This is a genomic window from Leifsonia virtsii (genome assembly GCF_030433675.1).
Lineage (GTDB): Bacteria > Actinomycetota > Actinomycetes > Actinomycetales > Microbacteriaceae > Leifsonia > Leifsonia virtsii.
Genome location: NZ_JAROCB010000004.1, coordinates 244,420 through 268,605, shown reverse-complemented (window position 1 = coordinate 268,605; position 24,186 = coordinate 244,420). Strand labels below are relative to the sequence as shown.

Here is a 24,186-nt window from a genome sequence, read left to right as displayed (position 1 = left end):
GGCGTTCCTTGTGCCGGCGGGTGGTCAGCCCGCGACGGCGGGGAGGACCTCCCGCGACAGCGGCGTGTCCACTGCCGCGGGCGGCGTCTCGAGCGCGGAGCCGGTGGGCGGCGTGCCCGTCGCGGTGGCGGTGTTCGCCACGTGGCCGGCCGAGACGTCCGCCCCGGTCAGCACGTAGGTCGCCGTCGCCGTCACCGACTCGCCCGGAGCCAACTGCCCCGGCGTGCCCGGCCAGCTGAACACCGGCGCCGACAGGCCCGCCATGCGATCGGTCACCGCGACTCCGGTGACGGTGACGTTGCCGGGGTTCGTCGCCTCGAACCGGTAGGTGACGGTGTCGCCCAGGCGTGCGGGGACGTTCACGGCTCCCGCATCCACGGTCTTCGTCAGGTAGAGCTGCGGATCGGCCAGCAGGGGCAGATCCGTGCCGGACGGGGGCGAGACGGTCGGCGGTCCGGACGGCGGAGTTCCTTCCGCCGTCGCCGTGTTCGCGAGGTGGCCTGCGTCCACGTCCGCCTGGGTCAAGGTGTACGTCGCCGTAGCCGTGACCGTCTCACCCGGAGCCAACCGGCCAGGCGTGCCCGGCCACGTGTAGGTGAGGGCGGACAGCCCGGACAGCGGGTCGGAGATCGCCACGGAGGTCACGGTGACATTGCCGGTGTTCTTCGCTTCGAACGTGTAGACGATCGTCTCTCCCTCGCGAGCGGACGCGGGGATCGAGTCGGGGTCGACGGCCTTGGTCAGCGCCAGTCGCGCATCCGCGAGCAGGTTCGTGTCCGTGTCCGACGGCGGTGACGTCACAGGCTGCCCCGACGGCGGTGTCCCCGTCGCCGTGGCCGAGTTCGCCACATGCCCGGCGTCCACGTCGTCCTGAGTCAGCACGTAGGTCGCCGTCGCAGTGACGCGCTCACCCGGTGCCAGCTCCCCCGGCGCGCCGGGCCAGGAGTAGACCAGGGCCGAGAGTCCCTGCCGGTGATCGCGAACCGAGACGTCGCTGACGGTGACGTTGCCGGAGTTCGTGGCCTCGAACCGATACGTGATCGCGTCTCCGGCATGTGCCGGGTTCTTCACCGAGGCGGCATCGACCGACTTGACCAGCGTCACCCGGGCGTCCGGGGCGAGGGGAAGGTCGGTGCCGGACGGCGGCGACACGACCGGCCGGCCCGACGTCGGCGTCCCCGTGGCCGTGGCGGTATTGACCACGTGGCCCGAGTCGACGTCCGATTGGGTGAGGTGATAAGTGGCGGTCGCCGTCACCGTCTCGCCCGGCGCCAGCCGTCCGGGAGTGCCGGGCCACGCGTAGGTGAGACCGGAGAGGCCGGGCAGCGGGTCTGCGATGGACACGCTCGAGACGGTGACCGTGCCGGTGTTCGTCGCTTCGAATCGATAGGGCACGGGGTCACCGACCTTGGCGGGTGCGGCGATCGAGGCCGGGTCCACGGACTTCACGAGGGCGAGCTGCGCATCGGTTGACAGTGGCAGGTCCGCCTCGGCGGGCGGCGAGGCCACGGGCGCTCCGCTCGGCGGCGTTCCGCCCGCCGTCGCCGCGTTGGCGACATGGCCCGCGTCGAGGTCCGACTGGGTGAGGACGTAGGTCGCCGTGCCGACGGCCTTCTCACCCGGGAGCAGGATCCCGGGCGCTCCCGGCCAGGTGTACACGATCGGGGAGAGCCCTGGGTGCGGGTCGGCCACGGAGACCGCCGACATGCTCACGTTGCCCGTGTTCGTCACCTCGAAGCGGTAGGCGACCGTGTCGCCGACGCGTGCCGGTGTGCCGGCCGTGCCGGGCTCGACCGTCTTGGCGAGCACGAGGGCCGGGGACGCGACGAGGAGGGTGTCCGTCTCGGCCGGTGGAGTCGTCACGGACGCTCCCGTCGGCGGGGCGCCCGTCGCTGTGGCGCTGTTCCCGATGTGGCCGGCGTCGATGTCCTTCTGGGTCACCCGGTAGGTCGCCGTGGCGGTGACTGTCTCGCCGGGCGCCAGCTGTCCGGGTGTCGCCGGCCAGGTGTAGGTCAGCGCGGAGAGCCCCGTCAGGCGATCGGCGATCGAGACGCCGTCGAGGGTCACCGTGCCCGTGTTCGACCCGCGGAACGTGTAGGTGATCGTGTCTCCCACGGCCGCCGGGGTGCTGAGGGCCGACGTGTCCGCCAGCTTCTCGAGCTGCAACTGGGGCGTGTTCACCAGCGGGGTGTCCGTCGTGGCCTGCGGCGAAGTCACCGTCGTACCCGACGGCGGCACACCGGTGGACGTCGCGGCATTGGTCACGTGACCCGCGTCTATGTCCCTCTGGGTCAGCGTGTACCGCGCGGTCGCCGTCACGGCCTCGCCCGGAGCCAGCGTGCCCGCGGCGCCCGGCCATGTGTACGTCAGCGCGGAGAGCCCGGGGAGCGGGTCCTTCACGGTCACTCCTGTGAGCGTCTCGTTGCCGCTGTTCGTGCCCGAGAAGGTGTACGTCAGCACGTCGCCGGGCTTCGCCGGAGAGTGCGCGGCCGACGCGTCGACCTGCTTGGTCAGGGCGATGGAGGGGTCGGAAGCCTTCGTGACGGTCCGACAGCCGTCCGCGGCGGCACACTCGCCGCCCGGGCTCGTCGGAACTACCGCATTGGCCAGGCTCCGGTCTCCGGTCGCCGGACTGTTGACCGTCACGGAGTACACGATCGAGATGCTCTTGCCTGCGGCGAGCGCGCCAGACCACGAAAGAGTGTTCCCGGTGACGCGCGCGCCGTTCGTGGCGTCATCGTTGTAGGTCGCGTCGTCGAGCACCTGGGAGAGGTCATCGGTCAGGGACACCGGGTTCGCCGCGGTGTAGTCGACGGAGCCGGTGTTCTGGACCGTGACCGTGTAGGTCACCCGGTCGCCGAGACCGGCCGTGGCCGCCGAAGCCTTCTTCGAGACGGAGTACGCCTGCACGGCGCTCTCGACGGACGAGCTGCACGAGAGATAGCAGTTGCTGCCGCCGACGGCCGTGTTCGGCATCCGGCCGTCGCCGCTCACCGGGTCTTTGACGGTGACCGAGTAGGTGATGACGACGGTGCCTCCGACGGCGAGCGGCCCCGACCACGTCAGGGTGCTGCGGGACACGGTCGCGCCGTTGCTCGCGTCGCCGTTGTAAGTCGCATCGTCGAGCAGCGCCGACAGGTCGTCGGTGAACGACGCGGGATCCTGCGCGGTGAAGGCACTGTTCCCCGTGTTGGTGACGGTCACTGTGTACGTGACCTTCTCGCCGGGATGCGCGACCGTCGAGGACGCCGTCTTGGCGAGGCTGTACGTGTGCGACGTATTGGTGACGGTGCAGCTGTAGTCGTCGATCGTGGGGATCGTGACCGTCCAGGTCGGATGCGCCCCGGAGACGGGGAGGCTGCCGGTCTTCGCGCCCGTGCACACGAGACCACCGCGATACAGGGACGCCGGCGATGCCGACCCGGCCGCCATGGAGTCGGTGATCGTGTACGTCTTCCCCGGAGTGACGAACGCCCGGGGGCTCGTACTCGACGGCTGCGTCCCCGTTGTGGTGACGCTCGCAGTGGTGGCGCCCGCGTCGTCCTTCGCCTCGACGACGAACTGGTCGCTGGCGTCGACACGGCCGTCGACCGTCTTGCCGACCTGCAGGGTGGGGCAGAGCGAGGTGGACTTGACCTGGGCGAGGAACCCGATGGCCGAGGAGGCGCTTCCGACCTGTACCAGGATGGTGTTCCGCCCGGTCACGAAGCCGGAGAGCGTCGTGCTCAGCGAGCTGCCGGCCTCGAAGCCCTTCCCCGTGTACGGGAGGGTCGTGTTCGACGTCTTGAGCGTGCTGTTGACCCACACACCGCGCACGGTGTTGTCGGCGTACCAGTCCATCGACAGCCGGAACGACGCCGGGTCGACGATCGGCGCGAGGTCGAAGTCGTACCGGAAGTAGAAGTCGCCCCACCCGCTCGCCTGATTCTGGTTGGTGCCGGGGTCGGGAACGCTCGGTGCGATCCATTGCGCGTTGTTGAATGGGCTGTTCAGCCACGCTGAGCTCATCTTCCCGATGTACGCGGGACCGTAGGCGGCGTTCCCGGGAGGCAGGGAGGGGCTCGCCGACGCGGTAGGCGCAAGGGAGGGATGGTTGTTGACGTAGTTGAAGCCGGTGTACCCGCCGGCCGCCGTCCACCGCTCGTCGCTCGAGCCGTCCGCGCCGATCGACTGGGTGGCGGCTGCGTACCCCGTGCTGAAGATCGCCGGGTCGGTGGAGCAGTCGACCTGGGCGACCGTCGCGGCGTTGGAGAACCGCTGGGGCACGAAGTAGCCAGCGACGATGATGCCCACAACGAGGCAGGCGAGCGCGAGGACGCCGCCTCGGAGCCGCCGCGACCGGATGGCGCGTCGTGTCGTTCCGAGCGCCATCAGGCGGCCTTCCGCTCGGAGGGCCGACCGGTCGTCGCGAGAGGTCGTCGATGGGTGCTGTGCTGCGTGTCGGATGACATCGTGGAGTCCCCTGATTCCGTGAGTGCTGAACGAAGCGCTTGGCGAACGCTTCATTGATCAAGACGCACAGGGAACGCGGATCTTTACGGGATAAATGTCGACATAATGGCCGACACGCCGACGATATGCTGAGATACTTTTTCGGCCCTCCGCCAGGGCCGGGGACACCGGTCAGTCGACCGACACGGCCTCCGGCCGCTGAGCGCGAACCGACCCGGTGACGAAGCCCCGGCGGGCCCGCGAGCGGTCGACTCCGAACGAGATCAGCGCGATCGCGACTCCCCCGAGCGCCAGCGCTCCGCCGACGACGACCGGCGAGAGGTAGCCCAGGCCCGCGGCGATCGTCAGACCACCGAAGAACGCGCCAGCCGCGTTCGCGATGTTGAGGGCCGAGTGGTTGAGCGCCGCGGCGATCGACTGGCTGTCGCGGGCCACATCCATCAACCGCGTCTGGATGGTGGGCGAGAGCGCCGAGCACGCGCCCGACACGACGAAGACGGAGATCAGCAGTCCGGCGACGGTCGACGCGGTCAGCCAGAGCGCCGCGAGCCCCACCAGCAGGATGCCGAAGAAGATGAGCATGCTGGCCCGAACGCTGTGGTCCGCCGCCCGCCCGCCGAGCACGTTGCCGACCGTCATGCCGAGCCCGGCGAGCACGAGCACCAGCGGCACCGTTCCCTCCGGCAGCCCGGTGATGGTCGTCGCGATCGGGGCGATGTAGGTGTACACCGCGAAGAAGCCGCCGAACCCGACGGCGCCGATCAGCAGCGCGAGCCACACCTGCAGCCGGGTGAACGCCTTCAGCTCGTTCCGGACGGTCGCCTTCGCGTCGCCGGCCTGCCACGGCACGAGGAACGCCACCGCGGCGAAGGTCAGCGCGAAGATCGCGGCGACGACCAGGTACGCGATGCGCCACCCGCTGTGCTGCCCGATCCAGGTGATGGTCGGCACACCGATCACGTTCGCGATGGTCAGCCCCGAGAGCACGAACGCGACCCCGCGACCGCGCTTCCCCGGTCCCATCAGAGAGGCGGCGACGAGCGACGCGATCCCGAAGTAGGCGCCGTGCGGCAGTGCCGAGACGAACCGTGCGAGCATCACCAGCGGGAACGTCGGCGCCACGGCCGACGCGAGCGTTCCGACGGTGAACGCCACCAGCAGCCAGAGCAGCAGCTTCTTGCGCGGCCAGCGCGCGGCGAACGCCGCGATCGTCGGCGCGCCCACAACGACCCCGAGCGCGTAGGCCGAGATCACCCAGCCGGCCTGGGCGTTCGCGTCCGACGGGGAGACCGCGTACAGCTGCGGGAGGAGGTCGTGCGCGATGTTGGGCAGCAGGCCCATGGCGACGAACTCGGTGGAACCGATGCCGAAGCCGCCCAGGGCGAGCGCGAACAGGGCAAGACGAATACGGGCCGGCGACAGCTTCGTCGGCCCGTCGATGAGCGGGGTCACGCGCCCACTCTATATCGAATCGTTTCGACCCGCTCCCGCGACGGCCTTCTGCTCTTCGAAGAATGCCTCGACGTCCACGTCCTCTGTCTCCTCCGGCCGGGAGACGCCCGCGCGCACCGCACCGACCACGGCCACGATGACGCAGCCGAGCAGCGGACCGCCGACCAGCACGAGGACGACGAGCACCACCGGCCAGTAGGTCACGAACAGCCAGACGGCCAGGCTCGTGAGCACCCCGATGTCCACGTCAGTCCCCCTGCTCCAGCGCGGCCTCGAGTCGCTGCACCTTGCCGTCGAGCTCCCCGGACCAGCCGGGCCGGATGTCGGCCTTCAGGACCAGCGAGACCCTGGTGCCGAACCGGCCGACCGCCTCCGTCGCGCGCCGGACGACGTCGAAGACCTCGTCCCACTCCCCTTCGATGGTCGTGAACATCGCGTCCGTGCGGTTCGGGAGCCCGGACTCGCGCACGACCCGCACCGCCGCAGCGACCGCATCGTGCACGGACGCGTCGGCCCCCTCGCCTCCACTCGGTGCCACCGAGAACGCCACCAGCATGTGCTCCTCCTCCGATCGGCGGGGCTGTCACCGCCCCTCGATCATGTCACCTTCCGTCGACGTGCGGGGCGGTTCCGACGGGTTCGGGATGCGCCCCGGGAGCCGAACGGAACGGCCACGCGTGGGCCGGCACGAGATCGCTCGCGGCCTCCGTCCGGTGCCGGCGCCGCCAGAGCGCGGAGATCGTCCACCCCAGGATCACGAAGTACATGAGGTTGCGCAGGGTCAGCACGGCCACCATCGCCGGGTCCGGCACGAGCAGCCAGTCGTAGAGGAAGGGGTAGAAGACCTGGGTGAGCCCCGCCGTGACGAGCACCAGGATCGCCGGCGTGCGGAACCCCCGGCCCTGGTAGGCGAGCCCCACCACGACCGGAGCCGCCAGCCAGACGACGTACTGCGGCGAGCCGACCTTGTTGAACGCGATGAACGCGGTGACGAAGGCCAGCGACAGCTCGGGCAGGATGCGCGTATAGGGCGTCCCGCGCCGCAGCGCCCGCACACCGATCAGCAGCACGACCACCGCCGTCAGGGCGAACAGCGGGTTCATCAGGGCGCCTGCGGTGTGGGTGCCGCTGCCGCTGACCTGGAACGTCAGCAGGTTCCGGTCGTAGTAGACTTCCGCGCCCGGCACGTGGAACGCGGCCTGCCACATCCAGATCGTGCTGACGGGCGCCTCGATCTGCAGCCCACGGTCGGTCTGCATCGTGATGAAGCTCAGGATGTGCCAGCCAGCGCCGAAGATCAGCGGGACGGCGACGATGACCAGCGAGGTCACCGCGGCCACGAGCACGATGTGCCAGCGCGACTTCAGGGCGGTGACGGCGGCGAGCAGGATGGCGGCCGGCCAGACCTTGATCCAGGTGGCGGCGGTCAGCACCACGACCGCCGCGCGCTCGTGGAGGGTCAGCCACAGCAGCCCGACGATGGCGAGCGACGCGGAGACGGAGTCGAGCCGCCCGACCGCGATCGGGCCGAGGAGGAGCAGGAACGCGAGCCACCACCACGCGGCGACCAGGCGGCGCGGCTCACGGCCGACGATGAGCACCGCGAAGGCGGCGGCGTTGAGCAGCAGCACCATGTTGAGCCAGGCCCAGACGTAGCCGTCCGCGCCGAACAGCAGGGGCAGCATCACCGGGACGATCGCGCCGAACGGGTACACCCAGTCGGAGTCGACGCCGACGATCTGCGTGCCCTGCGCCGCCAGCTGCGCCCACGGCTTGTAGACCAGGAACACGTCGCCGAGACCCTTGCCCTGGTCGAGGGCGAGGCCGCTGATGATCAGGTGAACGACGAGGAACGCGATCCACAGTGTCAGCGGGCTGTACGCGATCCTGCGCAGTGTGCCGGGTTCCGCGGCACCGGTCGCGCTCGCGCCGGCCGGCACCGCTTCCATCCCCATGAGGCCACATCCTAGGGGATGCGTCGGTCGCCTCTCTGAACGCGCCGGGATGCGGTCAGCCGGCAGCGCGGACGAGGTCGCGGACCACCCCGGGGAGCGCCTCGGCGATGTCGAGCGCGACGATCGGACCCCCGCCGGAGGCCCGCTCGCCCGCCCGGCCGTGCACCCATGCGGCGGTGGCGCCTAGGGCCGCGAGCGCGTCGTGGCCGTCCTCGTCGATCTCGCGGGCGTGGGTCGCCACGAGCGCCCCGAGCACGCCGCCGAGCACGTCGCCGCTCCCCGCCGTGGCGAGCCACGCCGGTCCGGCGGTGACGGCGTAGCGGGGGCCGTGCGGTGCGGCGACGTAGGTCGTGTGCCCCTTCAGCAGCACGGTGACCCCGAGGCTGTCCGCCGCGCGCGCCGCCCACCCGGCCGCGTCAGCGGCGATGTCGTCGGCGGTCACGGCGTCCGAGTCGTCGTCCGCCGCGGCGGCCAGCACGGTCGCAAGCTCCCGGAAGTGCGGGGTGACGATGACGGGCGCCGACGCCCTCCCGACGAGGTCGAGCGCACCGGCGTCGATCACGAGGGGCGTTCCGTCGCGCAGCGCGCTGCGGAGGCGCTGGGCGTCGTCCTCCGGACGCGACGCCGCATCCATCCCCGACCCGATCAGCCAGCCCTGCACCCGGCCCGGCGCTGTCACGATCTCCGGCCGCTTGCGCATGACCAGGTCGGCCGGCCTGTCGGCCCCGAGGTAGCGGATCATGCCGACCCCCGTGCGCGCGGCGCCCTCGACGCCGAGCACCGCCGCCCCGGGGTAGCGGTCGGAGCCGGTCACCACTCCCAGCACCCCGCGGGAGTACTTGTCGCTCCCGTCGGTCGGCACGGCGATCCACGCCGCGGCATCCCGCTCGCGCCAGTCCTGCCATCCGGTCATCGGCCACCTCCGAAGTCGTCGTCGCCCCATCGAACCCCTATCGACCTCACGATAGGTTGTGAGCATGGCGATCAGCATCCCCGGAAAGGTGATCGTGTTCGACTACGGCGAGGTCATCTCGGTGACCCCGACGGAGGAGGACAGGGCGGCCCTCACCGAGCTCGCCGGCGGCGACGCCGAGGTGTTCTGGCCGGCCTACTGGCGGCATCGGGATGCGCTGGACCAGGGCACCCTCGGCATCCAGGAGTACTGGCGCGGCATCGAGCGGGAGCTCGGCGAGAGCTGGGGCGACGCGACCATCCACCGCCTCTGGCTGGCCGACTTCCGCAGCTGGCTCAGCATCGACCACGATACCCTCGAGGTGCTCCTCGACCTCAAGGCCGGCGGTACACGCCTGGCGCTGCTCTCGAACGCCGGCCGCGACTTCGGCTCCTACTTCCGCCACGGTACGCTCGGCGACCTGTTCGAGCAGGTGTTCGTGAGCGGAGAGCTCGGCACCATCAAGCCGAGCGCGGAGATCTTCGAGCACGTGATGGCCGAACTCGGCGTGACGCCCGCCGAGACGGTCTTCATCGACAACAAGGAGGCCAACGTCCGCGGAGCCGAGGCCCTGGGCATCGCCGGCCACGTCTTCACGTCCGCGAAGGACCTCCGGGCATATCTGGAGGGCCTCGGGGCTTAGCGGCGGCGCCGCCAGAACCCCAACCGGATCGCGGACAGCGCGAAGGCGCCGGCGATCACAAGGCTGACACATCCCGTGGCGACTCCAGGGCCTTGCGCGCCGATGTTGCAGAGTCCCCCGACCGCGAAGAGCACTGCGCCGAGGTATCCCGCCGCCGGCGTGCCAGTCATCCGCCACCAGTGCCGGGGAGGGGCGACAGGCTCGTCCGCACCGCGAAAGCACCGCGCAGCCACGACGACGGCAGCCGCGGTCGCGATAGTCCCCGTTGCAGCCCCGATTGCCGGTGAAAGAAACCCGACGGGGATTGCGGCAACGATGACCGAGGCGACCGCGACCACGAAATAGGCGGCCTTTCCTGTCGCGGAGACGACGCGGAGACTCATGATCAGACCACCGAGTAGGAGTAGTACGAGCAGGTTTGGGCCTGTGAGAAAGCGACAGACCGATTGCCTGTCATCCCCTATGACGAGACATCTGAGCCAACCATGACGCCGGCCGGGCCCGACGACTGTGTCGCGAGCTGGGCATATCTGGAAGGCCGCAGGGCTTAGATGGAGGTATGCCCTCTCTCTTCGATCCGCTGACCCTGCGCGGCGTCACCGTCCGCAACCGCATCTGGACCTCGCCGATGTGCCAGTACTCCGTTCTCGACCACTCCGGCGTCCCGAACACCTGGCACCTCGTGCACCTGGGCGGGTTCGCGACCGGCGGCAGCGGCATCGTCTTCACGGAGGCGACGGCCGTCAGCCCGGAGGCGCGGATCAGCCCGCGCGACACGGGCATCTGGACGGACGAGCAGCGTGACGCCTGGAAGCCGATCACCGCGTTCATCGAGGAGCAGGGCGCCGTTCCGGGCATCCAGCTGGGGCACGCCGGCCGCAAGGCGTCGACCTGGCCTGCGTGGGGCTTCGAGGGCCGCACCGGGACCGTGCCTGCGTCGGAGGGCGGCTGGCGGACCGTCGCGCCCTCGGCGATCGCGTTCGAGGGGCTGGACGTTCCGCAGGAACTCGACTCCGCCGGCATCGACCGCATCGTCGAGGACTTCCGGGCGGCCGCCCGCCGCTCCCTCGAGGCCGGGTTCCGCGCGCTCGAGCTGCATGCGGCGCACGGCTACCTGCTGCACCAGTTCCTCTCGCCGATCGCCAACCGGCGCACCGACGAGTACGGCGGGTCGCTGGAGAACCGCGCCCGGCTGCTGCTGCGCGTGGTCGCAGCCGTCCGCGAGGAGGCGCCGGAGGCGCCCCTGTTCGTCCGCTTCTCGGCGAGCGACTGGACCGAGGGCGGCTGGGACGAGGACCAGACCGCGACCGTGGCGGCGTGGGCCGAGGAGGCGGGCGCCGACTTCTTCGACATCTCGAGCGGCGGCATCCAGGCGGGCATCCGCATCCCGACCGGACCGGGCTACCAGGTGCCGTTCGCGCAGCACGTGCGCAGCGCGTCCGAGGTGGATGTGAGCGCCGTCGGCCTCATCACCACACCCCAGCAGGCGGCCGAGATCGTGGAGAGCGGTCGCGCGGACGCGGTCATGCTGGCACGCGAACTCCTGCGCGACCCGCACTTCCCGCTGCGGGCCGCGCACGAGCTGGGCGTCGAGATCGACTACTGGCCGCCGCAGTACCTCCGCGCACGCTGGCGCTGATCCGCCTGGCTCAGGTGGGCTCGGTGAGGCACAGGTAGTTGCCCTCGCTGTCCTGGAACCAGCACGACCGCCCCATCTCGTCGGTCGCGATGCCGTTCTCCGTCTTGAGGCCAGGGAAGTCGTAGTCGGCGAACGCGACGCCGCGTTCCCTGAGGTGCGACATCGTCGCCTCGATGTCGGACACGAGCCAGCACATCGCGGTGTTCTGGGCGGTCCCGGCGTTCGCGGTCTCGTACAGGTAGATCTTCGACGCGGACCCGGTGCCGTAGAGCACTCCGCCCTCCGTCGTGCGCTCCGGTTCGAGCTCCAGCTTGTCGCGGTACCACTCGGTGGCCCGCCGCAGGTCGGAGGCAGGAAGGACGGAGTATGTGACACATGACTCCAACATGGTGATTCCTCCTTCATCCGCGCGGGATGCTACGCCGGTGAAGGCCGTGAGGGGCCACCTGGAATCGGCGGTCTAGCAGGCGCCCGGCTGGGAATCCGCCTGAGAACTCCCGCAGCCTCCCCATCCCGCCTCGATATACTGACGGGCAAATGGACGACCCTCCCTCTAGTAGCCCATTCGGTCTGGTGAGCCCGCCTTCGAGCGAGCGGGGTGGTCGCCGTGCTCTATGAGTGGATCATGCTCGCCGTCGGCCTGCTGCTGACGGTCGGCACCGGCCTGTTCGTCGCGAGCGAGTTCGCCCTGGTCAACCTCGACCGCGGCGACCTGGAGGCACGGCGCGAGCGGGGCGAGTCGCGGCTGACCATGACGATCGCCGCTCTGAAGATCACCTCGACGCACCTGTCGAGCGCCCAGCTGGGCATCACGCTGACGACGCTCCTCACCGGTTACACGATGGAGCCGGCGATCAGTTCGCTGCTGCGCGGTCCCCTCACTGCGACCGGCCTCCCCGAGGGCGCCGTGACACCGATCGCCTCGATCGTGGCGATCGCGGTGGCCACCCTGCTCTCGATGATCCTCGGCGAGCTGGTCCCGAAGAACTTCGCGCTGGCGCTGCCGCTTGCCACCGCGAGACTGGTGATCCCGTTCCAGACGGTCTTCACCACGGTGTTCCGCCCGTTCGTCGCGCTGCTGAACGGCACCGCCAACGGCTTCCTCCGGCTTCTCGGGATCGAGCCGAAGGAGGAGCTCTCCGGAGCGCGCACGGCCGACGAGCTGTCCTCGCTGGTGCGCCGCTCCGCGAGCGCCGGCGTGCTGGAGGAGGACACGGCCACTCTGCTGAGCCGCACCCTCGCCTTCTCGAGCCGCACCGCGTCCGACGTGATGACGCCGCGTCCGCGCATCGAGGCGGTCCAGCGCACCGAGCCCGCCCAGGCCGTCGCCGAGCTGGCGCGCAAGACCGGGTACTCCCGGTTCCCGGTGATCGGCGACGACATCGACGATGTCCTCGGGGTGGTGCACGTTAAACAGGCGGTCGCCGTCCCGCGGCAGCGCCGCGCCCGCGTCCCCGCCTCCGCTCTGATGACCGAGCCGCTGCGTGTGCCGGAGACGATGGGGCTGGACACTCTGCTCGGCGAGCTGCGCGCCCGCGGCTACCAGCTGGCGGTGGTCGTCGACGAGTACGGCGGCACGTCCGGCATCGCGACCCTGGAGGACCTGGTGGAGGAGATCGTCGGCGAGGTCGCCGACGAGCACGACCGCACCCGCGCGGGCGTCATCCGCGGCCGCGACTCGATCACTTTCCCCGGCATCCTGCGGCCCGACGAGCTGGAGGAGCGCGCCGGTGTCACAGTCCCGGAGGAGGGGCCGTACGAGACGGTGGCCGGGTTCGTGATGAACGAGCTCGGGAGGCTGCCGAAGGTCGGCGACGAGGTCGCGATCGAGGGCGGCACCCTGAGGGTCGAGCGCCTCGACGGCCGCCGTGTCGACCGCATCCGCTACACCCCTGACCCGGTCGCGGTCACGGCGGATCGCGAGGAGGCCGCCCATGAGTGACTGGGCCGGAATCGCCTGGCTTGTCGTTCTGCTGATCGTCAACGCCTTCTTCGTCGGCGCCGAGTTCGCCGTCATCTCGGCCCGCCGCTCGCAGATCGAGCCGCTGGCGGAGCGCGGCAAGCGCAGCGCCAAGACCGCGCTCTACGCGATGGAGCACGCGACGCTCATGCTCGCGACCACGCAGCTCGGAATCACCGTGTGCTCGCTGCTGATCCTGAACGTGTCGGAGCCGGCCATCCACCACCTGCTGGAGGTTCCGCTGCACGCGACCGGCTGGTCGGAGGAGGTCATCGGCACGATCGCCTTCATCGTCGCGCTGATCGTCGTGTCGTTCCTGCACGTCGTGTTCGGCGAGATGGTGCCGAAGAACATCTCGTTCTCGATGCCGGACCGTGCGGCCCTGCTGCTCGCTCCCCCGCTGGTCGGGATCGGCCGTGCCGTGCGGCCGATCATCGTCGCGCTGAACGCCAGCGCGAACGCGGTGCTGCGCCTGTTCCGGGTGGAGCCCAAGGACGAGGCGGCGAGCACCTTCACACTCGACGAGGTGGCGACCATCGTGTCCCAGTCGACCCGTGAGGGCGTGCTCACCGACCGCACCGGCGCACTGACCGCCGCGTTCGAGTTCACCGAAAAGAAGGTCCGGGATGTGGCGGTCGCGCTCGACGCGCTCGTCACCCTACCTCCGTCCCCGACGCCCGCCGACGTCGAGAAGGCCGTGTCCAAGCACGGCTTCTCGCGCTACGTCGTGCCGGACGCCGACGGCGAGCCCACCGGGTACCTGCACCTGAAGGACGTGCTCGACCTGGAGGAGACCGGCTTCGAACTGCCGGTGCCGGCCAAGCGCATCCGCCGCCTGGTCACGGTGTTCTCGGGAAGCGACCTGGAGGATGCACTGGCGACCATGCGCCGCTCGGGCAGTCACCTGGCGCGCGTGGTTGACGGCGAGGGCGCCACTGCCGGCGTGCTGTTCCTGGAGGACATCATCGAGGAGCTCGTCGGCGAGGTGCAGGACGCCACCCGGCGCTCCTGACCGGCGCAGCGGGCAAGACCGCCCGAGGACTACAGTTCGGAAGCGGTGGGTACACGTGAGCGCGAGGGGCTGTCGAGGCGGGGATGGATGCTGCTCGTCGGCGTCACCGCGGCCATCGCGGTCCTGCTCCTGGTGATCGGCATCGCGACGGTCCTGCCTCACGGAGGGAACGCGCGGGAGGCCGCCGCGGCGACCTCCGACCCCGGCTCGCCGGCCGCTCCGCGCTGGGAGCCGGGACCGACCCCACTCGGGCTGCCTCCACGCCCCACCGCCACCCACGTCGCCACCGAGCCCGCCCAGCCGCTGACCAGCCTGAAGCCCGGCGCCTGCCTGCAGACATACGACTCGAAGTGGGCGGACGCCTTCCCGGTGGTCGACTGCTCCGCGCCGCACATCGCGCAGCTGCTGGCCACCGGCGCGCTCCCCCAGTCCGCCGGCGCCGCGTTCCCCGGCACCGACGCTCTGGACGCGCAGGTCACCGACCTGTGCTCCCCTCACCTGGACTGGCACTGGGTGGCCATCTGGGGCGAGGACGTCTTCACCGACCTCCGGTACCCGGACACCGCGGCGAAGTGGGCGACCGGCGATCGAACGTACTACTGCTTCGTCTTCACGTACTCGCGTCACGAGCTGACGGGCAGCGCGTTGGCGCAGCCCTGAGGCGATTCGCGAGTCATCCTTGACCGCGACAAAAGAGTGAGTGTACAGTCACTCACATGGCACGAATGCTCTCCACCGCCGACGACCGCCGCGAGGTGGTCCTCGACAGCGCGATCGCGGTCTTCGCCGAGCGCGGTTACCTCGGCACCCCCACCTCGGCCATCGCGGCGCGCGCCGAGATCTCCACGGCGTACGTCTTCAAGCTCTTCCCCCGCAAGGAGAGCCTTTTCGTCGCCGCGCTCGACCGCTGCTTCACGCAGATCGAGCAGGCGCTGGAGCGCGGCGCGCGCACCGCGGACGGCGGAACGCCGGACGAGGTGCTCGAGGCCATGGGCGACGCGTACGCGGAGCTCATCGGCGACCGCTCGCTGCTCATGCTGCAGGTGCATGCACAGTCCGCGTCCGACATCCCGGAGATCCGCGACGAGCTGCGTCGCGGCCTCGCCCGCATCACCCGCTTCGCCACGGTGCGGTCGGGCGCGGGGCCGGCGGCCGTCCAGCGCTTCATCGCCTACGGGCAGCTCTGCCACCTGATCGTCACCACCGGCCTCGACGAGGTGCCGGAGGCGTGGGCCCGAGCGCTCACCGACGGCATCCGCCACCCCTAAACCCCATTCCCTGTCCCTCCCTCGCTACATCTGCCCTCAAGAGTGATTGATTAGTCACTCACCGATTCACGAAAGGACCACCATGAACACCACGCCACAGGCGGCCACCGCCGCCCCGAGCACCACCGCACCGATCCCCACGCAAGCCCGCAGCCGCCACCGCTGGTGGGCGCTGGCGGTGCTCGCCCTCGCCCAGTTCCTCGTCGTGCTGGACGCCTCGATCGTCAACATCGCCCTCCCGAGCGTCGGCACCGCCCTCGGCCTCGACACCTCCGCGCTGGCGTGGGTCGTCACCGCCTACGTGCTGCCGTTCGGCGGACTGCTCCTCCTCGGCGGCCGGCTCGCCGACCGCTTCGGTCACCGCCGCGTCTTCCTGATCGGCGTCGCCGGCTTCGCGGCCGCCTCCCTCGCCGCCGGACTGTCGGTCGACGGGACGATGCTCCTCGCTGCCCGGGCCGTCCAGGGCGCGTTCGCGGCCCTCCTCGCCCCCGCCTCCCTCGCGCTGCTGACCCAGCTCTTCCCGGATGCGGCGGCACGCGGAAAGGCGCTCGGGCTCTGGGGAGCCGTCGCCGGGATGGGGAGCGCCGCCGGCGTCCTGCTCGGCGGCGTGCTGACCGCGAGCTTCGGCTGGCCCGCCGTCTTCTTCGTGAACGTGCCGGTCGGCATCATCGTGCTCATCGTCATCCCGCTGCTCGTCACCCGGGACCGCCTCACCCGCGGCCTGCGCATGGACACCGCGGGCGCCGCCACGGTGACCCTCGGTCTCGCCGCCGCCGTCGCGGCGCTCAGCGAGGGCGGGACCCTCGGCTGGACCAACCCGATCGTCCTCGGTCTCGCCGTCGCCGCGGTCGCACTGCTCGCCGGCTTCGTGGTCATCGAACGCCGCACCGCTTCGCCGCTCGTCCCCTTCTCGTTCTTCCGCAACCGCGACGCCCTGGCCGGCGACCTGGTGATGCTCGTCGTGGGCGGCGCCACGGTCGCGCTGTTCTTCGCCCTGTCGGTCTACCTGCAGGAAGTCCTGCACCTGGGTGCGCTCTCGGCCGGCCTCAGCCAGGTCCCGCTCGCCATCGCCCTCGTCGGCATCGCGGGAGCCGTCCCGGCGATCGTCTCCCGCGCTGGGCTGCGGGGGACGCTGACCGGCGCCCTCGTGGTGCTGGCCGCGGGCGTGGTCTGGTTCGCCCTGGGCGGCTCGACCGGGTTCGTCGCCGGCTTCGTCCTGCCGAGCGTCGTGATCGGCCTGGGACTCGGCGCCACGTTCGTCACCGCCACGCAGCTGGCCGTCCGCGGCGTCGACGAGGAGGAGTCCGGGCTCGCGAGCGGGCTGGTGAACACGGCGCAGCAGATCGGCGGGGCGCTCGGGCTCGCCGTGCTCGGCGGCATCGCCTCCGCGCAGACGGCGGCCATGCTGGCGGCCGGAAGCGACCGGACCGCTGCGACCTCGGGCGGGTTCCTGTTGCTCTTCCTCGGCGTCGCGGTGCTCGCCGTGATCGGCGCGGGCGTGACCGCCCTGGTCCGATCCCGCTGACGCCCCCACCCACTGCGCCGTCCCGGAACGACTGCGTGCGCGCGCCGCGCCGCACACGTTCCGGGGCGGCGCAGTCGCGCGACCGCTACCAGCTGACGGGGAGCGCCTTGCCCTCCTCGTAGCCCGCGGCCGACTGGATGCCGACCAGCGCGCGCTCGTGGAACTCCGCCAGAGTGCGGGCGCCTGCGTAGGTGAACGAGCTGCGCACACCGGTCGTGATCATGTCGAGCAGGTCCTCCACCGACGGCCGCAGCGGGTCGAGGTAGATGCGCGAGCTCGAGATGCCCTCGGCGAAGAGCTCCTTGCGGGCCAGCTCGTAGGCGTCGAGGCGCTCGAAGCGTCCCTTGACCGCCTTGGTGGAGGCCATGCCCCAGCTCTCCTTGTAGAGCGCGCCGTTCGCGTCCCTGTCGAGGGTGCCCGGCGCCTCGATGGTCCCGGCGAACCAGGAGCCGATCATCACGGACGCACCGCCCGCGGCGAGCGCGAGCGCGACATCCCGGGGGTAGCGGACGCCGCCGTCGGCCCAGACGTGCGCGCCCAGCTCGCGCGCGGCCGCGCTCGTCTCGAGCACCGCGGAGAACTGCGGCCGGCCGACCGCCGTCATCATGCGGGTCGTGCACATCGCGCCGGGGCCGACGCCCACCTTCAGGATGTCGGCGCCGACGGACACCAGGTCGCGCACGGCCTGCTCCGTCACGACGTTGCCTGCGACGATCGGGAGACCGAGATTCAGGCCCTTCACCGTGTGGATGGCGCGGATCATGCCGTCCTGGTCGCCGTGCGCCGTGTCGATGACCAGCACGTCGACGCCGGCGGCGGCGAGCGCCTTGGCCTTGCCCGCGACGTCGCCGTTGATGCCGACGGCGGCGGCGACCCGGAGGCGGCCGTGCGCGTCGAGCGCGGGCGTGTAGATGGTGGAGCGGAGGGCGCTGCGCTTCGACAGCGTGCCCACGACCCGGCCGTGGTCGAGCACGGGCGCGAAGTCGAGGCCTGCTGCATCCATCACCTGGAACGCGGCACGCCCGTCGGTGAGGTCCTCCGCGTCGAGGGAGGTGAGCGCACCGTGCAGCAGGTCGCCGACGCGCGCGTCGGGAAGGGCGGAGCCGAGCTGGATGGCGGCGAGACAGCCGAGGTACCGCCCGTCGGTGTCGTTCACGACGATGCCGTGCCCCTCGACCGCCGGGATGCGGCGGAGCACGTCGGCCACCGTCTCCTCCGGGCCGGCCTCGTACGGGGTGTCGAAGGCGACCGGCTGGGCCTTCACCCAGCGGATCGCCTCGTCGAGGTCCTGCAGGCGCATGTCCTGCGGAAGCACGCCGAGGCCTCCGCGCCGGGCCAGGGTCGCGGCCAGCCGCTTGCCGGTCACCGAGTTCATGTTTGCGGACACGATCGGGATGGTCGCGCCGGTGCCGTCGTTGGGAGCGAGGGACACGTCGAGGCGGCTGGTGACGTTGGAGCGCGACGGCACGAGGAACACGTCGGAGTAGGTGAGGTCGTGGCGCGGCGATGTTCCATAGAACTGCATGGGAATAACGCTATCCCGCGAAGCTCCGAGCCCGCACCCGGCCGCCTGAGGGATTAGGCTTGATGCTCGGATGGAAGCGGGCGGTCGAAGCCGCTCGGTCATGAGAAATCAACGGAGAGAGTGGGCGATCGGCTGTGTCGAGCCAATTGACCGGAGTGGGGACCGAAGACGGGTCCTCGGGAGAATTCGGAGCCAACGAGTGGCTGGTGGACGAACTGTACGAGCAGTTCGTCCAGGACAAGAACTCGGTCGACAAGTCGTGGTGGCCGATCCTGGAGAACTACCACCCGGCGGTGAAGGACCAGTCGATCCCGTCGCCGGATGAGACGCCCGCTCCGAGCCCCGCCGAGCCGACCGTGCCGACCCCGGCGGAGCCGACGGCCCCGAGCCCCGCGGAGCCCACCGCCCCGACGCCGTCCGAGCCGACGACACCGGCCGCGCCGGCGGGCGGCGCGCCCGCCCCGCACCCGAACGAGCCGAAGCCCGTCACCACCCCCATCCCGGTGATCGGCCAGCAGCCCGTCGCACGCACGACCTCCGTCGCGCCGAAGCCCCAGCCGGTCCCGGCCGACGCGCCGGTGACCGCCCCCAACGCGACGCTCGACGCCGCCGAGGAGGACAAGGTCACCCCGCTGCGCGGCATGTCCAAGACCCTCGCCACGAACATGGATGCGTCGCTGACGGTCCCGACCGCGACGAGCGTCCGCACCATCCCGGCGAAGCTGATGATCGACAACCGCATCGTCATCAACAACCACCTGAAGCGCGCCCGCGGCGGCAAGGTCTCCTTCACGCACCTCATCGGCTGGGCGCTCATCCAGGCGCTCAAGGAGTTCCCGAGCCAGAACGTCTACTACGACGAAGTCGACGGCAAGCCGTCCGTCGTGGCCCCCGCGCACATCAACCTCGGCATCGCGATCGACGTGCCGAAGCCCGACGGGACGCGCGCCCTCCTCGTCCCGAGCATCAAGCGCGCCGACACCATGCGCTTCGGCGAGTACCTCGCCGCGTACGAGGAGCTCGTCGGCAAGGCCCGCACCAACAAGCTGGCCGCGGGCGACTTCGCCGGCACCACGATCTCCCTCACCAACCCGGGCGGCATCGGGACCGTGCACTCGGTCCCGCGCCTGATGAAGGGCCAGGGCGCCATCATCGGCGCCGGTGCGCTCGAGTACCCGGCCGAGTTCCAGGGCTCCAGCGAGAAGACGCTCGCCGGGCTCGCCATCGGCAAGACCATCACGCTCACCAGCACCTACGACCACCGCGTCATCCAGGGCGCTGGCTCCGGCGAGTTCCTGAAGATCGTGCACGAGATGCTGATCGGCAAGCGCAACTTCTACGAGGACATCTTCGCCGAGCTGCGCATCCCGTACATGCCGATCCACTGGAACCCGGACATCTCGGTCGACCTGGCCAGCGCCGTCGACAAGACCGCCCGCGTCCAGGAGCTCATCAACTCGTACCGGGTCCGCGGGCACCTGATGGCCGACATCGACCCGCTCGAGTACAAGCAGCGCACCCACCCCGACCTCGAGATCGAGAGCCACGGCCTCACCTTCTGGGACCTCGACCGCGAGTTCGTCACCGGCCAGTTCGGCGGCGACCGGCGCAAGATGAAGCTGCGCGACATCCTCGGCGTGCTGCGCGACTCGTACTGCCGCACGGTCGGCATCGAGTACATGCACATCCAGGACCCGGCCCAGCGCAAGTGGTTCCAGGACAAGCTGGAGCGCCCCTACGAGAAGCCGACCCACGACGAGCAGCTGCGCATCCTCGGCAAGCTCAACGAGGCCGAGGCGTTCGAGACCTTCCTGCAGACCAAGTACGTCGGCCAGAAGCGGTTCAGCCTGGAGGGCGGCGAGTCCACCATCCCGCTGCTCGACGCGATCATCCAGGGCGCGGCGGAGTCCGGTCTCGACGAGGTCGCGATCGGCATGGCCCACCGCGGCCGCCTCAACGTGCTGACGAACATCGCAGGCAAGACGTACGGGCAGATCTTCCGCGAGTTCGAGGGCACGCAGGACCCGAAGACGGTCCAGGGCTCCGGCGACGTGAAGTACCACCTCGGCACCGAGGGCACCTTCAAGGGCGCGGGCGGCGAGGAGATCCCGGTCTACCTCGCGGCGAACCCCTCGCACCTGGAGGCGGTCGACGGCGTGCTGGAGGGCATCGTGCGCGCCAAGCAGGACCGCCGCCCGGCCGGCTCGTTCCTCACGCTGCCGATCCTCATCCACGGCGACGCGGCCATGGCCGGCCAGGGCGTCGTCGTCGAGACGATGCAGATGTCGCAGCTGCGGGCGTACCGCACCGGCGGCACCATCCACGTCAACATCAACAACCAGGTCGGCTTCACCACGCCTCCCGGCGAGGGCCGCACGTCGGTGTACTCGACCGACGTGGCCAAGACCATCCAGGCGCCGATCTTCCACGTGAACGGCGACGACCCGGAGGCCGTGGTCCGCGTCGCGGAGCTGGCCTTCGCGTACCGCCAGGAGTTCAAGCGCGACGTCGTGATCGACCTCGTCTGCTACCGCCGCCGCGGTCACAACGAGGGCGACGACCCGTCGATGACCCAGCCGCTGATGTACAGCCTCATCGAGGCGAAGCGCTCCGTCCGCCGCCTCTACACCGAGGCACTGGTCGGCCGCGGCGACATCACCGAGGAGGAGTACGAGCAGGCGCACCGCGACTTCCAGGACCGCCTGGAGCGCGCGTTCATGGAGACGCACGCGGCGCAGACCCACTCGACGCCGATCCCCACGCAGGGCGCGGGCGACCTCGACGCGACCCCGCAGGACGACAATGTCGGCGAGCCGGACACGACCGCCGTGAGCGAGCAGGTCATCCACATGATCGGCGACGCGTTCGACAACCCGCCCGCGGGCTTCACGGTGCACCCGAAGCTGCAGCAGCTGCTCACCAAGCGCCGCGAGATGAGCCGCAACGGCACCATCGACTGGGGCTTCGGCGAGCTGCTCGCGCTCGGCACGCTGCTGGTCGAGGGCACCCCGGTGCGCCTCGCCGGCCAGGACGCGCGCCGCGGCACCTTCGTGCAGCGCCACGCCGTGCTGCACGACCGCGTCAACGGCCAGGAGTGGCTGCCCCTCGCGAACCTGAGCGACAACCAGGCGAAGTTCTGGATCTACGACTCGCTGCTCAGCGAGTACGCCGCGATGGGCTTCGAGTACGGCTACTCGGTGGAGCGCCCGGACGCGCTCGTGCTGTGGGAGGCCCAGTTCGGCGACTTCGCCGACGGCGCCCAGATCATCATCGACGAGTTCATCTCCGCGGCCGAGCAGAAGTGGGGCCAGCGCTCGTCGCTGGTGCTGCTCCTCCCCCACGGCTACGAGGGCCAGGGACCGGACCACTCCAGCGCCCGCATCGAGCGGTACCTGCAGCTGTGCGCCGAGAACAACATGACCGTCGCACGTCCGTCCACCCCCGCGTCGTACTTCCACCTGCTGCGCCGCCAGGCGTACGCCCGCCCGCGCCGCCCGCTCATCGTCTTCACCCCGAAGGCGATGCTCCGGCTACGCGGTGCGTCGAGCAACGTGGAGGACTTCACCAACGGCCGCTTCGAGCCGGTCATCGACGACGCCCGGATCGAGGACAAGTCGGCCGTGAAGCGCGTGCTCCTCATGGCCGGCAAGCTCTACTACGACCTGCTGAACGAGCTGGAGAAGAACCCCAACCCGGAGATCGCGCTGGTGCGGGTGGAGCAGTACTACCCGCTGCCCGGCGCCGAGCTGAAGGCCGTGGTCGACTCCTACCCGAACGCGGAACTCGTCTGGGTTCAGGACGAGCCGGAGAACCAGGGCGCCTGGCCGTACATGATCCTGGAGACCTCGAAGCTCGGCCCGCGCCCGCTGGGCGTCGTGTCCCGCCCGCCGTCGGCGTCGCCCGCCGCCGGTTCGGCGAAGCGTCACGCGCAGGAGCAGCAGGTGCTCATCCAGCGCGCGCTCACGCTGTAGGTCGTCCGTCGTCGCGAGAGCCCCGGTCCGCCGTCGCGGGCCGGGGCTCTCGCCGTCGGTGCTGGTGCGCCCGCACCGCAGCGGCGTAGGTTGGGGCCATGACGGTCGTCACGAGTCACCGCCTCGGCGAGCCCTGCTGGGTGGACTATCTCACCTCCGATGTCCCGCGCGCCCGCGCCTTCTACTCCGAGCTGTTCGGCTGGACGGCGGAGGAGTCCCGCAGCGGAGAGTACGTCACGTTCCGGCGTGACGGCCGGGCGGTCGCCGGCCTCGGCCCGCGGCTCGGCGATGTGGGGGCCGACGCCTGGCTCACCTACCTGCTGGTCGACGACGCGGAGCAGTCGCTGCGCGCCGCGACCGCCGCGGGCGCCCACGTGCTCGTCCCGGCCGAACCGGTCGGCTCGGAGGGCACCCTGGCCGTGATCGCAGACCCGGGCGGTGCCGTGGTCGGGATGTGGGATCCGGTCGACCACCGCGGCTTCGACCTCGTCGCCGAGATCGGCGCGGCCTCCTGGCACGAGCTCTACGCGCGCAGCTACCCGGCGCAGGTCGACTTCTACACGAGGGTCTTCGGCTGGGGCACCCACGTGCTCGGCGACACGGCGGACTTCCGGTACGTCACCTTCGGCGACCCCGAGGCGCCCGCAGGCGGTGTCTTCGACGCCGGCGGGATGCTGCCGCCGGGCGTCCCCTCGCACTGGGTCGTCTACTTCGGGGTGGCCGACGCGGCCGCCGCATCGCAGCGCGTCACCGACCTCGGTGGAACCGTCGTCCGCGACCCGTGGGACAGTGAGTTCGGCCGCTTCGCGCAGGTCACCGATCCACTCGGCGGCCTCTTCTTCCTGCACGAGACCGGGTCGGGCAGCGCCGCCTAGCGGTAGCGGCTCAGTGGACGGTCGCCTGGAACGACCGGATGCGCAGCAGCACCTCGGTGCGCAGCGTCTCGGGCGCGGTCTCCTTGCACGCCCGCTGCACCACCTCGGTGAGCACCACGTTCAGGTGAGCCTCGTCGGAGCATCCCGCGCAGTTCGCCAGGTGCTCGCGCACGTCCGCAGCATCCTCGCTGCACAGCTCGTTGCGCAGGTACTCCTCGAGCTCGGCCTTCGCCTTCTCGCAGCCGCAGTCCGTCATTTCTTACTCCTGGTGGTCTGCACAGCCCGGTCCCCCTGGACGGCGGAGAGACCGCGCTCGTGCGCGTAGTCGGTCAGAAGCTCCCGGAGCATGCGACGGCCGCGGTGGAGGCGGCTCATCACGGTGCCGATCGGGGTCTTCATGATGTCGGCGATCTCCTGGTAGGAGAACCCCTCGACATCGGCGAGGTAGACGGCCAGCCGGAAGTCCTCCGGGATGGCCTGCAGCGCGTCCTTGACGGCGCTGTCCGGCAGGTGGTCGATCGCCTCGGCCTCGGCCGAGCGGCTCGACGACGAGGACATGGACTCCGCGCCCCCCAGCTGCCAGTCCTCGAGCTCGTCGATCGTCCCCTGATAGGGCTCGCGCTGCTTCTTGCGGTAGGTGTTGATGAACGTGTTCGTGAGGATGCGGTACAGCCACGCCTTCAGGTTGGTGCCCTGCTGGAACTGCCCGAAGGCGGCGTACGCCTTCACGAAGGTCTCCTGCACGAGGTCCTGCGCGTCGGAGGGGTTCCTGGTCATGCGCAGGGCGGCCGCGTACAGCTGATCCATGAAGGGGAGGGCCTGCTCCTCGAAGAGGCTGCCCACGTCCTCGGTTTCGGTGCTCATCAGCGCCCAGTCTAGTTCCGGCGCCCGTTCTGCGCCCCCGGCGACGGATGCGGCGCGGACAGCAGGCCGACGTGTACGGACGCGGGGAGCGTC

General features: G+C 70.6%; 19 protein-coding genes. 9 read left to right on the top strand and 10 right to left on the bottom strand.

Going from position 1 to position 24,186, the window contains the following annotated elements; all coding sequences use genetic code 11:
• Positions 1–24 precede the first annotated feature (24 nt).
• From P5G59_RS15330 to P5G59_RS15305, 6 genes are all read right to left on the bottom strand, one after another.
• A complete protein-coding gene (locus P5G59_RS15330; RefSeq protein ID WP_301219864.1) occupies positions 25–4,371 on the bottom strand; it encodes a DUF7507 domain-containing protein in 4,347 nt (1,448 codons plus the stop codon).
• A gap of 252 nt (positions 4,372–4,623) precedes the next feature.
• Entirely contained in the window at positions 4,624–5,904 is a 1,281-nt protein-coding gene (locus tag P5G59_RS15325; RefSeq protein WP_301219863.1) for an MFS transporter, read from the bottom strand.
• Between the two features lie 9 nt (positions 5,905–5,913).
• A complete protein-coding gene (locus P5G59_RS15320) occupies positions 5,914–6,150 on the bottom strand; it encodes a hypothetical protein (RefSeq protein WP_301219862.1) in 237 nt (78 codons plus the stop codon).
• A gap of 1 nt (position 6,151) precedes the next feature.
• On the bottom strand, positions 6,152–6,460 hold the full coding sequence (locus P5G59_RS15315) for a thiamine-binding protein (protein ID WP_301219861.1): 309 nt from the start codon (positions 6,458–6,460) through the stop codon (positions 6,152–6,154).
• Between the two features lie 46 nt (positions 6,461–6,506).
• Entirely contained in the window at positions 6,507–7,859 is a 1,353-nt protein-coding gene (locus P5G59_RS15310; protein ID WP_301219860.1) for a hypothetical protein, read from the bottom strand.
• A 55-nt stretch (positions 7,860–7,914) separates the two neighbouring features.
• Positions 7,915–8,772 carry an ADP-dependent NAD(P)H-hydrate dehydratase gene (locus P5G59_RS15305; RefSeq protein WP_301219859.1) on the bottom strand — a complete coding sequence of 286 codons (858 nt, stop codon included), beginning with the start codon at positions 8,770–8,772 and terminating at the stop codon, positions 7,915–7,917.
• A gap of 64 nt (positions 8,773–8,836) precedes the next feature.
• Here P5G59_RS15305 and P5G59_RS15300 point away from each other — a divergent pair, with 64 nt between their 5' ends.
• Positions 8,837–9,454, top strand: coding sequence for an HAD family hydrolase (locus tag P5G59_RS15300; protein WP_301219858.1), 618 nt, complete (start codon positions 8,837–8,839; stop codon positions 9,452–9,454).
• A gap of 559 nt (positions 9,455–10,013) precedes the next feature.
• Positions 10,014–11,093, top strand: a complete 1,080-nt coding sequence (locus P5G59_RS15295; protein ID WP_301219857.1) for an NADH:flavin oxidoreductase/NADH oxidase — start codon at positions 10,014–10,016, stop codon at positions 11,091–11,093.
• Between the two features lie 10 nt (positions 11,094–11,103).
• Here P5G59_RS15295 and P5G59_RS15290 read toward each other — a convergent pair whose 3' ends face one another.
• A complete protein-coding gene (locus tag P5G59_RS15290) occupies positions 11,104–11,481 on the bottom strand; it encodes a VOC family protein (protein WP_301219856.1) in 378 nt (125 codons plus the stop codon).
• A gap of 237 nt (positions 11,482–11,718) precedes the next feature.
• Between P5G59_RS15290 and P5G59_RS15285 the strand changes: the two genes are divergently transcribed.
• From P5G59_RS15285 to P5G59_RS15265, 5 genes are all read left to right on the top strand, one after another.
• Positions 11,719–13,035 carry a hemolysin family protein gene (locus P5G59_RS15285; protein WP_301220147.1) on the top strand — a complete coding sequence of 439 codons (1,317 nt, stop codon included), beginning with the start codon at positions 11,719–11,721 and terminating at the stop codon, positions 13,033–13,035.
• On the top strand, positions 13,028–14,065 hold the full coding sequence (locus tag P5G59_RS15280) for a hemolysin family protein (RefSeq protein WP_301219855.1): 1,038 nt from the start codon (positions 13,028–13,030) through the stop codon (positions 14,063–14,065). The genes P5G59_RS15285 and P5G59_RS15280 overlap by 8 nt, the downstream gene beginning before the upstream one ends.
• A gap of 45 nt (positions 14,066–14,110) precedes the next feature.
• Positions 14,111–14,725 (top strand): hypothetical protein, encoded by a 615-nt coding sequence (locus P5G59_RS15275; RefSeq protein WP_301219854.1) that lies wholly within the window; start codon positions 14,111–14,113, stop codon positions 14,723–14,725.
• A 56-nt stretch (positions 14,726–14,781) separates the two neighbouring features.
• Entirely contained in the window at positions 14,782–15,333 is a 552-nt protein-coding gene (locus tag P5G59_RS15270) for a TetR/AcrR family transcriptional regulator (protein ID WP_301219853.1), read from the top strand.
• 82 nt (positions 15,334–15,415) lie between these two features.
• The gene (locus tag P5G59_RS15265; RefSeq protein WP_301219852.1) at positions 15,416–16,858 is read left to right on the top strand and encodes a DHA2 family efflux MFS transporter permease subunit; all 1,443 of its coding nucleotides are present in this window, start codon (positions 15,416–15,418) and stop codon (positions 16,856–16,858) included.
• A gap of 85 nt (positions 16,859–16,943) precedes the next feature.
• On the opposite strand, the gene guaB1 is transcribed toward P5G59_RS15265, so the two are convergent.
• A complete protein-coding gene (gene guaB1 / locus P5G59_RS15260) occupies positions 16,944–18,383 on the bottom strand; it encodes a GMP reductase (RefSeq protein ID WP_301219851.1) in 1,440 nt (479 codons plus the stop codon).
• 134 nt (positions 18,384–18,517) lie between these two features.
• Between guaB1 and P5G59_RS15255 the strand changes: the two genes are divergently transcribed.
• Entirely contained in the window at positions 18,518–22,354 is a 3,837-nt protein-coding gene (locus P5G59_RS15255; protein ID WP_301219850.1) for a multifunctional oxoglutarate decarboxylase/oxoglutarate dehydrogenase thiamine pyrophosphate-binding subunit/dihydrolipoyllysine-residue succinyltransferase subunit, read from the top strand.
• 98 nt (positions 22,355–22,452) lie between these two features.
• Positions 22,453–23,229, top strand: a complete 777-nt coding sequence (locus P5G59_RS15250) for a VOC family protein (RefSeq protein ID WP_301219849.1) — start codon at positions 22,453–22,455, stop codon at positions 23,227–23,229.
• Positions 23,230–23,239: 10 nt separating this feature from the next.
• Here P5G59_RS15250 and P5G59_RS15245 read toward each other — a convergent pair whose 3' ends face one another.
• Positions 23,240–23,485, bottom strand: coding sequence for a zf-HC2 domain-containing protein (locus P5G59_RS15245; RefSeq protein WP_175336723.1), 246 nt, complete (start codon positions 23,483–23,485; stop codon positions 23,240–23,242).
• Positions 23,482–24,093 (bottom strand): sigma-70 family RNA polymerase sigma factor, encoded by a 612-nt coding sequence (locus P5G59_RS15240; protein ID WP_301219848.1) that lies wholly within the window; start codon positions 24,091–24,093, stop codon positions 23,482–23,484. The genes P5G59_RS15245 and P5G59_RS15240 overlap by 4 nt, the downstream gene beginning before the upstream one ends.
• Between the last annotated feature and the right edge of the window lie 93 nt (positions 24,094–24,186).